Genomic DNA, 13462 nt, shown 5'->3' on the forward strand with positions numbered 1-13462 from the left:
AATGTGCAAGCCGCCCTTTGCAACGGCGTGCCGAGCAACGCGGGCAGGAATGCCGGCCGCGCCTGCCGGCGGCGACCCGGTTCCAGTGGGCAATCGCCGTGAGGCGCATTATATCGGGTTCGCTTGCGGGCCCGATTGCCGTTTCGGAAGGGATGCGGCCGTGCATGCCCTGCAGGACGGCGTTTCCTGGGTTCTCAGGAACCCGCATGTGGTGCGGTGACTGCTCTTCTTCTGCAGCGTCGAGTCTTCGGCGCGGCTCAGCCGGTTTGTGATCCATGGCTCCCATCGACGATCTCTTCGACCATGCCGCCGAGGCGGCCGCCACCCGCACCATCACCATCCGTGGTGCGCGCGAGCACAATCTCAAGAACGTCGACCTCACCATCCCGCGCGACAAGCTCGTCGTCTTCACGGGCCTGTCCGGCTCCGGCAAGTCGTCGCTCGCCTTCGACACCATCTATGCCGAAGGTCAGCGCCGCTATGTCGAGTCGCTCTCCGCCTACGCCCGTCAGTTCCTGGAGATGATGCAGAAGCCGGACGTCGACCAGATCGACGGGCTCTCCCCCGCCATCTCCATCGAGCAGAAGACCACCTCGAAGAACCCTCGCTCCACCGTCGGCACGGTCACGGAGATCTACGACTACATGCGCCTCCTGTGGGCGCGCGCGGGCGTACCCTATTCGCCGGCCACCGGCCTGCCGATCGAGAGCCAGACGGTCAGCCAGATGGTCGACCGCGTGCTCGCCCTGCCGGAGAAGAGCCGTCTCTATCTCCTCGCCCCCGTGGTGCGGGGTCGCAAGGGCGAGTACCGCAAGGAGCTCGCCGATTTCATGAAGCGCGGCTTCCAGCGCGTGAAGATCGACGGTCAGTTCTACGAGATCGCCGAGGCCCCAGCGCTCGACAAGAAGCTCAAGCACGACATCGACGTGGTGGTCGACCGCCTCGTCGTGCGGCCCGACATCGCCGCGCGCCTGTCGGAATCGCTTGAGACGGCGCTCGAGCTCGCCGACGGCATCGCCGTGATGGAATTCGCGGACGAGAAGGACGACAAGGGCGAGGCGCGGCGCCTCGTCTTCTCCTCGCGTTTCGCCTGCCCTGTCTCGGGCTTCACCATCCCCGAGATCGAGCCGCGCCTTTTCTCCTTCAACAATCCCTTCGGCGCCTGCCCGGTCTGCGGTGGCCTCGGCCACGAGATGCAGATCGACCCCGACCTCGTGGTGCCGGACGGGCGGCTGACCCTGCGCGGCGGCGCCATCGCACCCTGGGCGAAGTCCACCTCGCCCTATTACGGCCAGACGCTCGAGGCGCTGGGGAGGCACTTCGACTTCCCGGTCTCGAAGCCGTGGGACGAGTTGCCCGAGAAGGCGCGCGACATCATCCTCTACGGCACCGGCGACGAGGCCGTGCGCTTCGCCTATGACGACGGCCTGCGCTCCTACGAGGTGAAGAAGCCCTTCGAGGGCGTCGTCAACAACCTGCAGCGCCGCTGGAAGGAGACCGAGAGCGACTGGGCCCGCGAAGAGATCGGCCGGTTCATGTCGGAGACGCCCTGCGGCGCCTGCGGCGGCCACCGCCTCAAGCCCGAGGCGCTGGCGGTGAAGATCGACGGCCGGCACATCGGCGAGGTGGCGCAGATGTCGGTCGCCGAGGCGCGGGGATGGTTCGAGATCCTGCCCGACCAGCTAAGCGACAAGCAGAACGAGATCGCCGGGCGCATCCTCAAGGAGATCCGCGAGCGCCTCACCTTCCTGCTCGACGTCGGGCTCGACTACCTCACCCTCTCGCGCGGCTCGGGCTCGCTGTCGGGCGGCGAGAGCCAGCGCATCCGCCTCGCCTCGCAGATCGGCTCCGGCCTCACGGGCGTGCTCTACGTGCTGGACGAGCCGTCCATCGGCCTGCACCAGCGCGACAACGAGCGCCTGCTCGGCACGCTGCGCCGCCTGCGCGACCTCGGCAATTCGGTCATCGTCGTGGAGCACGACGAGGACGCGATCCTGACGGCGGATCATGTCGTCGACGTCGGCCCCGGCGCCGGCATCCATGGCGGCGAGATCGTCGCCCAGGGCAAGCCCGAGGACATTATCGCGGATCCCAACTCGCTGACCGGGCAATATCTGAGCGGGCGTCTCTCGGTGCCCGTGCCGCCGAAGCGGCGCAAGCCGCAGAAGAGCCGCATGCTCAAGCTCGCCGGCGCCCGCGGCAACAACCTCAAGAATGTGACGGCCAACGTGCCGCTCGGCCTCTTCACCTGCGTCACGGGCGTGTCCGGCGGCGGCAAGTCGACCCTCGTCATCGACACGCTCTACAAGGCGGTGGCGCGGCGCCTCAACGGCGCCATCGAGCATCCCGCCCCCTTCGATGCGATCGAGGGGCTGGAGCATCTCGACAAGGTCATCGACATCGACCAGTCGCCCATCGGCCGCACGCCGCGCTCCAACCCGGCGACCTATACCGGCGCCTTCACGCCGATCCGCGAATGGTTCGCGGGCCTGCCGGAGGCGAAGGCCCGCGGCTACCAGCCGGGGCGCTTCTCCTTCAACGTCAAGGGCGGCCGCTGCGAAGCGTGCCAGGGCGACGGTGTCATCAAGATCGAGATGCACTTCCTGCCCGACGTCTACGTGACCTGCGACGTCTGCAAGGGCAAGCGCTACGACCGCGAGACGCTGGAGGTGAAGTACCGCGAGAAGTCCATCGCCGACGTGCTCGACATGACGGTCGAGGAGGCGAAGGAGCTGTTCAAGGCGGTGCCCGCCATCCGTGACAAGATGGAGACGCTGGCACGCGTCGGGCTCGACTACGTGAAGGTCGGCCAGCAGGCGACGACCCTGTCGGGCGGCGAGGCCCAGCGCGTCAAGCTGTCGAAGGAATTGTCGAAGCGCGCCACGGGCCGCACGCTCTACATCCTCGACGAGCCGACGACGGGCCTGCATTTCCACGACGTCGCCAAGCTGCTCGAGGTGCTGCACGAGCTCGTCGACCAGGGCAACACCGTCGTCGTCATCGAGCACAACCTCGAGGTCATCAAGACCGCCGACTGGGTGATCGACATGGGTCCCGAGGGTGGCGACGGCGGCGGCACCATCGTCGCCGAGGGCCCGCCGGAGGCGATCTGCAAGGTGCCGGCGAGCCATACCGGGCGCTTCCTCGCCGAGGTGCTGGAGCGCCGGCCTCTTCGCAGCCGCAAACAAGCTGCCGAATAGGCTCGAATCGGCCAGTTGCCCACGCAGAGGGCATAACGGTGCCTGAATCTTGACAGGTTGCCGCACCGTTATGCAGGCCACGCGGGTCTGTCATACGAACTTGCCTCTCCTCAATGTGCGTTGCCGCACTTATATGCTGCATCGCAACAACTAGTGTGTGTCCAGTTCGGCGCGACAAGCAGTTCGCGACCGCAAGAATAGGAGAGCCCCATGTTCGTTTCGTACATCCTCGCCAAGATCAAGGCGTACATTCGCTACCGCGAGACCGTCCGTGAGCTGTCGCGTCTGACCGACCGCGAGCTTAACGACCTCGGCATCTCGCGCTGGGACATTCCCTTCGTCGCGAAGAAGCACGCTGCCGTCTGAGGATGAGCACCGCGGCGGCTTCGCCAGCTGCGCCCATCCACCGGACCGTCTGTTCGGAACGCCCGCCACGAGCGGGCGTTCGTGTTTTCGAGGCCTCGGCGCGCGCCTTGACGCGGGCCCGGCCTGCGGACACATAGGCGGCATGACCACGATCACACCCATTCACGTCATCGGCGGCGGCCTCGCCGGTTCGGAGGCCGCTTGGCAGATCGCCTCGCGCGGCGTGCCCGTCGTCCTGCACGAGATGCGCCCCGTGCGCATGACGCCGGCCCACAAGACCGAAGGCCTCGCCGAGCTCGTCTGCTCCAATTCCTTCCGCTCCGATGATGCCGAGAGCAATGCCGTGGGCCTCCTGCACCAGGAGATGCGGGCGCTCGGCTCCCTCATCATGGCCAAGGGCGATGCGCATCAGGTGCCGGCCGGCGGCGCGCTCGCCGTCGATCGCGACGGCTTCTCACGGGCCGTGAGCCAGGCTCTCGCCGGGCACCCGCTCGTCACCATCGCCCGCGAGGAGATCGCCGGCCTGCCGCCGGCCGATTGGGACAGCGTCATCGTGGCGACCGGCCCCCTCACCTCGCCGGCGCTCGCCGAGGCGGTGCGTGCCCTCACCGGCGAAGGCGAGCTCGCCTTCTTCGACGCGATCGCGCCGATCGTCTACCGCGACAGCATCGACATGTCGGTCGCCTGGGCACAGTCACGCTACGACAAGGCCGGTCCCGGCGGCACCGGCGCCGACTACCTCAACTGCCCCATGACACGCGAGGAATACGAGGCCTTCGTCGATGCGCTGCTGGCCGGCGAGAAGACCGATTTTCGCGAGTGGGAGAAGGACACGCCCTATTTCGACGGCTGCCTGCCCGTCGAGGTGATGGCCGAGCGCGGCCGCGAGACGTTGCGCTACGGGCCCATGAAGCCGGTCGGCCTCACCAACCCGCACAAACCGGACGAGCGCCCCTATGCGGTGGTGCAACTGCGGCAGGACAATGCGCTCGGCACCCTGTTCAACATGGTCGGTTTCCAGACGAAGCTGAAATATGCCGAACAGACGCGCATCTTCCGCATGATCCCGGGCCTCGAGAATGCGGAATTCGCCCGCCTCGGCGGCCTGCACCGCAACACCTTCATCCATTCGCCCCGGCTGCTCGACGGCACATTGCGCCTCAAGGCGGAGCCGCGCCTGCGCTTCGCCGGCCAGATCACCGGCTGCGAGGGCTATGTCGAAAGCGCCGCCATCGGCCTTCTCGCCGGCCGCTTCGCCGCCGCCGAGCGGCTCGGCGAGGCACTCAACCCGCCGCCGGCGACCACGGCGCTGGGCGCCCTCGTCAACCACATCACCGGTGGCCACATCGCCACCATCGACGGCGGCCCGCAGTCCTACCAGCCGATGAACATCAACTTCGGCCTCTTCCCGCCGCTCGATACCGCGCCGAAGGGCACGGACGGACGGCGCCTGCGCGGCAAAGACAAGGCGGTCGCCAAGAAGAAGGCGCTGACCGACCGCGCGCGGACGGACCTTGCCGCCTGGCTCGACGGGCGAGACCGTCAGGCCGCCGAATAGGATCCTTTGTGGAGTTTGGGCCGGATTCGTCGATCAGGTCGACCAGTCTGGTCGGATCCGGCTCTAGCCGAGCCGCCGCGCCAGGCGCCACAGCGCCCACTGGCGGCGCCATTGCGGCACCTCGACAAGGTCGCGGAAGGGATCGTAGGGCCGCTCCATCCGCGCGAGATACGGCGCGACCACGGCCAGCGGCAGGAAGGCGGGGCGCACGGCACCCGGCACCTCGGCGATGAAGGCGAGCGCCTTCCGCCGGTGGTCCTCGGCAAGCGCCCGCATCTCGGCGAGAACCGGCGCGAGCCGCGCCGCCTCGTCCCGCGCCAGAGCCTCCATGCGGGAAAGGCCGTGACGGGCAAGGACATCCGCCGGCAGATAAAGCTGGCCGCGCGCCGCATGCCGAGGGAAGGCGCGCAGCAGCATGGTGATGCCGTAGGCGACGCCGGCATGGCCCGCCGCATCGGCCGGCCCGGCCTCGCCGCCATCGGCGAGGATGAGGGATGCGAGGCGGAACAGCGCCGATGCGGTTTCGCCGCAATAGCCCTCGAGGTCGCCGAGGCTTGGCATGGGGTCTTCGTAGAGGTCGAAGCTGCGCGCGTCGATGAGTGCAACGAGCGCTTCGACGGGCAGCCGGAAGCGGGCCACGGTTTCCCGCAGCGCCGCGGCGACCGGATGGCCCTCGGCATCGCCCCGCGCCTGTCCCGCGAGCTCGTCCCGCCACCATTGCAGGCGCACCTCGCCGGGCATCGGGTCGCTCACCACCTCCCGCACGCGGGCAATCTCGAGATTGAAGGCGTAAAGGGCGTGGAGATAGGGCCGCTTCCCGGCCGGCGCGAACAAGCTGGCGAAGAACCGGTCCGGATCGTGACCGCGGACCTCCTCGGCGCAATGCGCGAAGGCGACGTTCGGCATGGCGGCGTCATTCACGGCTGGGCCCTTTCTGGCTGCAGCGCGGTGGCTCAGGCGACGGCGACGAGCGCCGCAGCGACCTTGCGCCCTTCGGCCACCAGCACGTTGTAGGTGCGTGCCGCCGCACCGGTCGGCATCACCTCGACAGCGATGCGCAGCTCGCGCAGGTGCCAGCGCACGGCCTCGCTGAGGGGCACGAGCTCGACGCCCGTGCCGACGATGAGCAGCTCGATGTCATCCGCTTCTGCACGCACGGCCAGGAAGTCGGCCGGGGCGAGCCCCTGACCCGATGTCGCCTCCCATGCCTTGACGCCGGAAGGCAGCGCCAGGACCGAGCCCTTGTGCGACATGTCCGCAAAACGGAAGCCGCCGTTGCCATAGGCATCGATCTGGTGCCGGCCGGGTACGAAGCCCTCGTATCGCCGCTCGGCCATCGTGCTCAATTCCCGTCAGGGCGCCGCCTGCGGCGCGGAGGCCTGCGTCTTCTCGCCGGCCTCCCCCTCGCCACCGACCTTCGCCCCCAGATAGATGAGCACCGGGGCGGCAATGAAGATCGACGAATAGGTGCCCATCACGACTCCGAAGATCATCGCGAGCGAGAAGCTCTCGATGACCGCCCCGCCGAAGACGGCAAGCGCCAGGAGGGCGAGGAAGGTCGTCGTCGCCGTCATGATCGTGCGCGAGAGCGTCGAATTGATGGCGATGTCGATGATGTCTGGCAGCGACAGGCGTTTGTATTTGCGCAGCATCTCGCGGATGCGATCGTAGACCACCACCGTGTCGTTTAGCGAATAGCCGACGATGGTCAGGATGGCCGCGATCGAGGTCATGTTGAACTCGAGCTGCGTGATCGAAAAGAAGCCGATGGTCAGGACGAGATCGTGCAGCGTGGCGATGACCGCGCCGACGGCGAACTGCCACTCGAAACGGAACCACAAATAGATGAGAACGCCAAGGACCGCCACCACGACACCGAGCGTGCCGGACTGAACGAGTTCGCCCGAGACGCGCGGCCCGACCACTTCGACCCGACGGAATTCATAGTCGGCCTCGAAGGCGCCGCGCACGGCGCTGACCAAGGATTGCTGCGCCTGCTCGCTGTCGCCCTGCAGGCCGAAGCGCATCAGCACTTCGTCGGGGCCGCCGAAGGTCTGCACCTCGACGTCGCCGAAGCCCAGCCCGCCCGCCGTCTGGCGGATGGAGCCGGGGTCAGCCACGCCGTTCCGCGCCTGCATCTCAATGAGCGTGCCGCCGCGGAAGTCGATGCCGAAATTCATGCCCACGGCAAAGAAGAGCACGATCGTCAGGACCGACAGCACCGCCGACAGCGGAAAGCTGATCCGGCGATACTGCATGAAGCCGAACTTGGTGTCGTCCGGTATATAGCGCAGGAGACGCATGGTTTTCGTTCACTCGGTCCAGCAGATCAAAGCGGAATGGTGGTCGGGCGCAGGGTGCGGAACCACAACGCCACCATCAGCCGCGTCAGGGTGAAGGCCGTGAAGACCGTCGTCACGATGCCGACAGAGAGGGTGACGGCGAAGCCGCGCACCGGCCCGGAGCCGAGCAGGAACAAGACGACCGCCGCAATCAGCGTCGTGATGTTGGAATCGACGATGGTGGACAGGGCTCGGCTGAAGCCCGCATCGAGCGCCGAGATGACCGAGCGCCCCATCCGGCGCTCTTCGCGGATGCGTTCGTAGATGAGCACGTTCGCGTCGACCGCCATGCCAACCGTCAGCACGATGCCGGCGATGCCCGGCAGCGTCAGCGTGGCTCCCAACGCCGACAGAAGCCCCAGGATCATGATGACGTTGATGAGCACCGCGATATTGGCCATCACGCCGAACAGGCCGTAGCAGGCAATCATGTAGATGGCGACGAGGATCGTGCCGACGATGGCGGCGAGCCTGCCGGCCTCGATCGAATCCTGGCCGAGCCCCGGCCCCACCGTACGCTCTTCGACAATGGTCAGCTTCGCCGGCAGCGCGCCGGCGCGCAGAAGGATGGCGAGGTTGTTCGCCTGCTCCACCGTGAAGTTGCCCGAGATCTGGCCCGAACCACCGGTGATCGGCTGCAGGATGCGCGGCGCGGAGATGATCTCGTTGTCGAGCACGATGGCGAGCGGGCGGCCGACGTTCTCGCTCGTCGCCTGGCCGAAGCGCTGGGCGCCGCGCACATTGAAACGGAAATTGACGATGGGCTCGCCGGTGCGCTGGTCGAAGGCCGGCTGCGCATCGGTGAGGTCCTCGCCCTCGACGATGACGCGGCGCTCGACCGGCATCATCTGGCCGCCGCTGTCGCGCGACGGCATCATCTCGACCTCCAATGGGCTCGCCCCGCCTTCGGCCATGAAGCGGAACTGCAACTTGGCCGTGCGGCCGAGGATTTCCTTCAGCCGCTGCGGATCCTGCAGGCCCGGCACCTGCACCAGGATGCGGTCCGCGCCCTGGCGCTGGATATTCGGCTCGGTCGTACCGAGGGCGTCGACGCGCCGGCGTAGCACCTCGATGGCCTGATCAACGGCGCGCCGCACGCGCTCGTCGACGCCGGCCTGGCTCAGCGTGAGCTGGATGGAATCGCCGTTCGCCGTGATGTCGATATTGCGCTCGCCCGTCTGGCCGATGATCGCGTTGCTGATCGGCTGCGACAGCTCCCGCAGCCGCGGCATCACCTTCTCGACGTCCGCCGCGTCTGCGAGGCGCAGCTGCACGCCGCGCGGCATCGCCACGATGCCGCCCTGCGGCGCAACCCGCGTCTCCCGCAGGACGCGCCGCACGTCGTCGCGCAGCGTCGCCACCTGCGAGCGCACGAGGTCGTTCGAATCGACTTCGAGCAGCACGTGCGAGCCGCCCTGCAGATCGAGACCGAGCACGATGGCCTGCGTCGGCACAAGCCACGACGGCACCCAGCCCGGAACGGCCTGGCGGATCGCGGTGCGGGTATCGGGCGCCATCAGGTTCGGCACTGCCAGAAGGCAGACGAAAGCCGTGACGGCGAGCATGATGACGACCTTGGTGGTCGAAAAGCGCAGCATGGGACAGCCTTGACGCAGGGCAAGGCGCGGCAACGGCTGGCCGTCGCCGCGCGCGGTATCGATCAGCTCTTCGTTGCCTCGGCCTTGACCGGCTCGGACTTGGAGCGAACCTCAGAGATCATGCCACGGACGAGCCGCGCCTTGACGCCCTCGGCGATCTCCACCTCGATCTCGCCGTCGTCGACCACCTTGGTCACCTTGGCGACGAGGCCGCCCGAGGTGACGATGGTGTCGCCGCGCCGCACATTCTTGATCATCTCCTGGTGGGCCTTCACCCGCCGCTGCTGCGGCCGGATGATGAGGAACCACATGATGACGAAGATCAGAATGAACGGAACGAGCTGAATGAGCATGTCGCCCCCGCCGGCGGATCCGGCGGACTGAGCGAAGGCTGGCGTGATCACTGACTGACCTCCGGCGAAAAACCGCATCGCTGGCATGCATGCGGCGCAAAGGGTTATTAGAGCGCGCGGACTATAACGATGAGCCCGCCGAAAGCAAACCGCCCGCACGTCGGTGCGCACGGCTCGTCGCAGGACCGCTCCGGTGCGAATATCGCCACCGTCCTCGCGCCGGGCACGCGCGACGACAAGTCCAACGAGGAAAGACAGGCCGAGGAATGCCCCCACAACCGCCCGCCCCAACAAGCGCCGACAGGGACGCGCTCCTGTCGACGCTGACGCGCATCGCCGACGCCCTCGAGCGGATCGCTCCGCGCGCAGCGACGGCCCCCGACCTCAATGCGGCCGACGCCTTCGTCTGGCACCCTTCCCCGGCCCGGCTCGATCCCGTGCCGAAGGTCAACCGGGTGGACCTCGTTCTCCTGCGCGGCATCGACCGCGTGCGTGACGTCCTGGCGGAGAATACCGAGCGCTTCGCCCGCGGCCTGCCGGCCAACAACGCGCTGCTCTGGGGCGCGCGCGGCATGGGCAAGTCCTCGCTCGTCAAGGCCATCCACGCCGAAACCAACGAGCGGCTCGCGCGGCGGAAGGGCGAGCGGTCGCTGAAGCTCGTCGAGATCCACCGCGAGGACATCGAGAGTCTGCCGGCCCTGATGAGCCTGCTCAAGGCGGACCCGCACCGTTTCATCGTCTTCTGCGACGATCTGTCCTTCGACAGCGACGACACGTCCTACAAGTCCCTGAAGGCCGTCCTCGAGGGCGGCATCGAGGGGCGCCCGCAGAACGTCATCTTCTACGCCACCTCCAACCGCCGCCACCTCCTGCCGCGCGACATGATGGAGAACGAGCGTTCGACCGCCATCAACCCCGGCGAAGCCGTGGAGGAGAAGGTGTCGCTGTCCGACCGCTTCGGCCTGTGGCTCGGCTTCCACAAGTGCAGCCAGGACGAATACCTCGACATGATCAACGGCTATGCCGCGCATTTCGGCCTCGCTTACGACCGCGAGCGCCTGCGCGCCGAAGCGCTCGAATGGGCGACGACGCGCGGCGCCCGGTCCGGCCGCACGGCTTGGCAGTTCGTCCAGGATCTTGCGGGCCGTCTCGGCATCAGGCTCGAGGCCTGAACCAAAGAAAACGGGCCCGATGCGCACCGGGCCCGCCTCCTGTGATCGGCGCGGGGTCTCACGCGCACCGATCATTTGCCTCGATCATCATCGCCGCATCCGGCGCCGCGTCCGCCTCACAATCCCGCGAGATGCGGCATCGGATCGACGGGGCTCGACCCGCGCCGCAGTTCGAAGTGCAGCTGGGGCGAGGAGACATTGCCCGTCTGCCCGGACTTGGCGATGGTCTGGCCGCGCCGCACGCTCTCCCCGCGCTTGACGAGAAGCTCGCTGTTGTGAGCGTAGGCACTCACCCAGCCGTTGTCGTGGCGAATAAGGATGAGATTGCCGTATCCCTTGAGTTCGCTGCCGGCGTAGGCCACCGTGCCGCTCTCGGCGGCCTTGACGGGCGTGCCCTCGGGCAGTGCGATATTGATGCCCTCGTTGCCGCCCTTGCCGCCGAAGCCGGCAATGACGCGGCCGCGCGCCGGCCAGCGGAATTCGAGCCCGCCGGCAACCTCGGCTGGATTGAGGCTCGCCGTGCGGGTCGGCTCCGACGCCTTTTCTTCCGGCTTGGCCGCCTCGGCCGGGAGCGGTGACGGCACCGTCTTGATCTCCTGCGACTTCGGCTCGGCCTTCGGCTCGAGCTTTGCGACCTGCACAGGCTTCTCAGCCAACGGCTCGGCCGCCTTGACAGACGCTGCGGGGCGAGCCGCCCGCGGCGGAGCCGGAACCGCCACCGGCGCGGCGACGGGCACGGCATTGGCGGCGGAGGCGACCCTCACCGGCTGCGGGGCAGCGGCGACGGATGACGCTCCGGGATTGTAAACGGGGATGATGATCTGGCGCCCCGGAGTGATCTGCGATGCGCTGGTCAGGCCGTTGGCAGCCAGGATGGCGGCCGTCGGCACGCCATAGCGGCCGGAGATGCTCGCGAGCGTATCGCCGGTGCCGACATAGATGGCGCTGCCGCCCTGTGCGGTCCAGCCATTGGCGCTGCCCGTGACGGCCTGGGGCGCGCCGGTCGCCCGCACCGGCTGGGACGGCGGCACATAAGCCGCCGGCTGCACAGGCTGCGTCGGCCGGTAGGTGGAGGCCATGCCGGGAGAGGAAAGCGGCTGGCTGGCGACGGGGGCAGGCGGCGAGGCCTGCACGCTGCCGGTCACGCCGGGGTCCTTGAAGGGGTTCGAGAACGGATCTTCCGTAAAGCGCATCACGTCCGAGCTGCAGCCGGCCGCAACGCCCGCAACCAAGCTGACAGCAGCGAGGCGCACCAGGAGCCATGACTGCTCGTTGACAACGCTCTGACCCATTGAACCACCCACGAGAACGCAACGCATCTGGGGTGATTAAAAGGGATTCAGGTTAAGCAACCGTTTCGATGTCGGCCGCGGCAGCGCCATCGTCGGTCATCCTACAGCCGCCGGAACAGCTCTGGGGACGCGCCCGTCACAACGCCCGTGCCAGCCCGCGCGCCAGCGGCGGCATGCGCGCCGGCTGCAGCGACGTCTCGACCAGTTCCCCGTCGGCTCCGCGCTCGATCATGACGATGCGCGAGACCCCCTCCACGATCCGCGCCGTCACCAGGCGTCCACCCGGCGGCAGGGTCGACGTGAGCGTGGCCGGTGCAGCCGGCACAAGGCCATTGAGGATGATACGGTCGAAGGTACCGCCGAGATTGCCGATGCCGAGGCCGTCGCCGGGCATGATGCGCACGTGCGACAGGCCGAGCGAGGCGACGCGCTCGGCCGCCGCAAGCGCCAGCGTGCGGAACCGCTCGATCGAAATGACCTCGCGCCCGAGATGGCCGAGCACGGCCGATAGATAGCCCGAGCCGGTGCCGATCTCGAGCACGCGGTGATGCCGCTGAACGGCGAGCGCCTTCAGCATGGCGGCGATGATGCCGGGCGCCGTCATCGTCTGGCCGCACGGCAGCGGCAGCGACACGTCGGCTCGCGCGAGATCGGCGAAGCGCCGTGGCGCGAACATGTCGCGCGGCACGACCTCCATCGCTCTCAGCACCGCCGTGTCGCGGATGCCCTTCGCCCTGAGGCTCAACAGGAAGGCGACCGTCTCCTCCGCGCCGGTCACCGGCCCGGCGTCGGCATCGGCTTCGTCGAGGGCGTCGGGATTACCCGAAAAGTCGCGCATAGCGCGTCATGGTCGGCTCGTGCGTCAGGTCGAGCTCGAGCGGGGTGATGGAGATGCGGTTTTCGGCGACGGCGCGCAGGTCCGTGCCGGCGCCCGCCTCTCTCTTCTCGCGGGCGAAGACAAGCCAGTAATAGGGATTGCCGCGCCCGTCCCGGCGCTCCTCTATGTTGAGAAGGGCCTGGTCGCGCCGTCCCTGTACCGTGACGGCCGTGCCCCTCACCTCCTGCGGCTCGCAGGCGGGGAAGTTGACATTGACGAGGATGCCCGGCTCGATGCCTGCCTCGATCAGCCGGCGGATGATGCCGGGAGCATGCGCCCGGGCGCAGTCCCAGGGAATGGCCGCGCGCCCGTAGGAGCCGTAGGCCTGCGACAGCGCGATCGACGGCACGCCGAGCAGCGTGCCCTCCATCGCCCCGGCGATGGTGCCGGAATAGGTCACGTCCTCGGCCACGTTCTGGCCGCGGTTGACGCCGGACAGGATCAGATCCGGCGGATTGTCCTTCATCACGTGGCGCAGGCCCATGATGACGCAATCCGTCGGCGTGCCGCGCACGGCATAGTGGCGCTCGTTGACCATGCGCAGGCGCAGCGGGTCGTTGAGCGACAGCGAATGCGAGACGCCGCTCTGGTCCGTCTCCGGCGCGAAGATCCACAGGTCGTCGGAGAGGGCGCGGGCAATCTCCTCCAGCACCTTGAGGCCGGGAGCGTGAATGCCGTCGTCGTTCGTCAAAAGGATGCGCATG

The 13462-nt window shown here is 68.0% G+C and carries 12 protein-coding genes; 4 read left to right on the forward strand and 8 right to left on the reverse strand.

The features are described from left to right. Window positions 1-275 precede the first annotated feature (275 nt). The 3 genes from uvrA to trmFO all read left to right on the forward strand — a co-directional run bounded on the left by uvrA (window position 276) and on the right by trmFO (window position 5124). Entirely contained in the window at window positions 276-3200 is a 2925-nt protein-coding gene (gene uvrA / locus BOQ54_RS10395; protein WP_071923854.1) for an excinuclease ABC subunit UvrA, read from the forward strand. 210 nt (window positions 3201-3410) lie between these two features. Beyond that, window positions 3411-3566 (forward strand): DUF1127 domain-containing protein, encoded by a 156-nt coding sequence (locus BOQ54_RS10400; protein WP_019401899.1) that lies wholly within the window; start codon window positions 3411-3413, stop codon window positions 3564-3566. A gap of 142 nt (window positions 3567-3708) precedes the next feature. Next, window positions 3709-5124, forward strand: a complete 1416-nt coding sequence (trmFO, locus tag BOQ54_RS10405) for a methylenetetrahydrofolate--tRNA-(uracil(54)-C(5))-methyltransferase (FADH(2)-oxidizing) TrmFO (RefSeq protein WP_071923855.1) — start codon at window positions 3709-3711, stop codon at window positions 5122-5124. A gap of 63 nt (window positions 5125-5187) precedes the next feature. Here trmFO and BOQ54_RS10410 read toward each other — a convergent pair whose 3' ends face one another. From BOQ54_RS10410 to yajC, 5 genes are all read right to left on the reverse strand, one after another. Beyond that, window positions 5188-6030, reverse strand: coding sequence for a phytoene/squalene synthase family protein (locus BOQ54_RS10410; RefSeq protein WP_071923856.1), 843 nt, complete (start codon window positions 6028-6030; stop codon window positions 5188-5190). 47 nt (window positions 6031-6077) lie between these two features. After that, the gene (locus BOQ54_RS10415; RefSeq protein ID WP_055458140.1) at window positions 6078-6461 is read right to left on the reverse strand and encodes an Mth938-like domain-containing protein; all 384 of its coding nucleotides are present in this window, start codon (window positions 6459-6461) and stop codon (window positions 6078-6080) included. A gap of 15 nt (window positions 6462-6476) precedes the next feature. Next, entirely contained in the window at window positions 6477-7427 is a 951-nt protein-coding gene (secF, locus tag BOQ54_RS10420; RefSeq protein WP_055458139.1) for a protein translocase subunit SecF, read from the reverse strand. Between the two features lie 26 nt (window positions 7428-7453). Then, on the reverse strand, window positions 7454-9064 hold the full coding sequence (secD, locus tag BOQ54_RS10425) for a protein translocase subunit SecD (protein ID WP_071923857.1): 1611 nt from the start codon (window positions 9062-9064) through the stop codon (window positions 7454-7456). Between the two features lie 62 nt (window positions 9065-9126). Continuing rightward, window positions 9127-9417, reverse strand: a complete 291-nt coding sequence (yajC, locus tag BOQ54_RS10430) for a preprotein translocase subunit YajC (RefSeq protein ID WP_183316164.1) — start codon at window positions 9415-9417, stop codon at window positions 9127-9129. Window positions 9418-9683: 266 nt separating this feature from the next. Here yajC and BOQ54_RS10435 point away from each other — a divergent pair, with 266 nt between their 5' ends. Continuing rightward, entirely contained in the window at window positions 9684-10589 is a 906-nt protein-coding gene (locus BOQ54_RS10435; protein WP_071923858.1) for an ATP-binding protein, read from the forward strand. 116 nt (window positions 10590-10705) lie between these two features. Here the strand turns inward: BOQ54_RS10435 and BOQ54_RS10440 are convergent, their stop codons facing one another. From BOQ54_RS10440 to surE, 3 genes are all read right to left on the reverse strand, one after another. Next, window positions 10706-11881, reverse strand: coding sequence for a M23 family metallopeptidase (locus BOQ54_RS10440; RefSeq protein ID WP_063185067.1), 1176 nt, complete (start codon window positions 11879-11881; stop codon window positions 10706-10708). A gap of 136 nt (window positions 11882-12017) precedes the next feature. After that, the gene (locus BOQ54_RS10445) at window positions 12018-12719 is read right to left on the reverse strand and encodes a protein-L-isoaspartate O-methyltransferase family protein (protein ID WP_083585956.1); all 702 of its coding nucleotides are present in this window, start codon (window positions 12717-12719) and stop codon (window positions 12018-12020) included. Next, complete coding sequence (surE, locus tag BOQ54_RS10450; protein WP_071923859.1) at window positions 12700-13461, reverse strand: 5'/3'-nucleotidase SurE; 762 nt, start codon at window positions 13459-13461, stop codon at window positions 12700-12702. The genes BOQ54_RS10445 and surE overlap by 20 nt, the downstream gene beginning before the upstream one ends. Window position 13462: the final 1 nt, after the last annotated feature.

It is taken from the genome of Chelatococcus daeguensis, from assembly GCF_001887265.1.
Lineage (GTDB): Bacteria > Pseudomonadota > Alphaproteobacteria > Rhizobiales > Beijerinckiaceae > Chelatococcus_A > Chelatococcus_A sambhunathii.

Coding starts and splice junctions, on each gene's coding strand:
- BOQ54_RS10445 (WP_083585956.1), bottom strand. CDS start 12,719: ATGCGCGACTTTTCGGGTAATCCCGACGCCCTCGACGAAGCCGATGCC.
- surE (WP_071923859.1), bottom strand. CDS start 13,461: ATGCGCATCCTTTTGACGAACGACGACGGCATTCACGCTCCCGGCCTC.
- BOQ54_RS10400 (WP_019401899.1), top strand. CDS start 3,411: ATGTTCGTTTCGTACATCCTCGCCAAGATCAAGGCGTACATTCGCTAC.
- uvrA (WP_071923854.1), top strand. CDS start 276: ATGGCTCCCATCGACGATCTCTTCGACCATGCCGCCGAGGCGGCCGCC.
- BOQ54_RS10435 (WP_071923858.1), top strand. CDS start 9,684: ATGCCCCCACAACCGCCCGCCCCAACAAGCGCCGACAGGGACGCGCTC.
- secF (WP_055458139.1), bottom strand. CDS start 7,427: ATGCGTCTCCTGCGCTATATACCGGACGACACCAAGTTCGGCTTCATG.
- secD (WP_071923857.1), bottom strand. CDS start 9,064: ATGCTGCGCTTTTCGACCACCAAGGTCGTCATCATGCTCGCCGTCACG.
- yajC (WP_183316164.1), bottom strand. CDS start 9,417: ATGCTCATTCAGCTCGTTCCGTTCATTCTGATCTTCGTCATCATGTGG.
- BOQ54_RS10410 (WP_071923856.1), bottom strand. CDS start 6,030: ATGCCGAACGTCGCCTTCGCGCATTGCGCCGAGGAGGTCCGCGGTCAC.
- trmFO (WP_071923855.1), top strand. CDS start 3,709: ATGACCACGATCACACCCATTCACGTCATCGGCGGCGGCCTCGCCGGT.
- BOQ54_RS10440 (WP_063185067.1), bottom strand. CDS start 11,881: ATGGGTCAGAGCGTTGTCAACGAGCAGTCATGGCTCCTGGTGCGCCTC.
- BOQ54_RS10415 (WP_055458140.1), bottom strand. CDS start 6,461: ATGGCCGAGCGGCGATACGAGGGCTTCGTACCCGGCCGGCACCAGATC.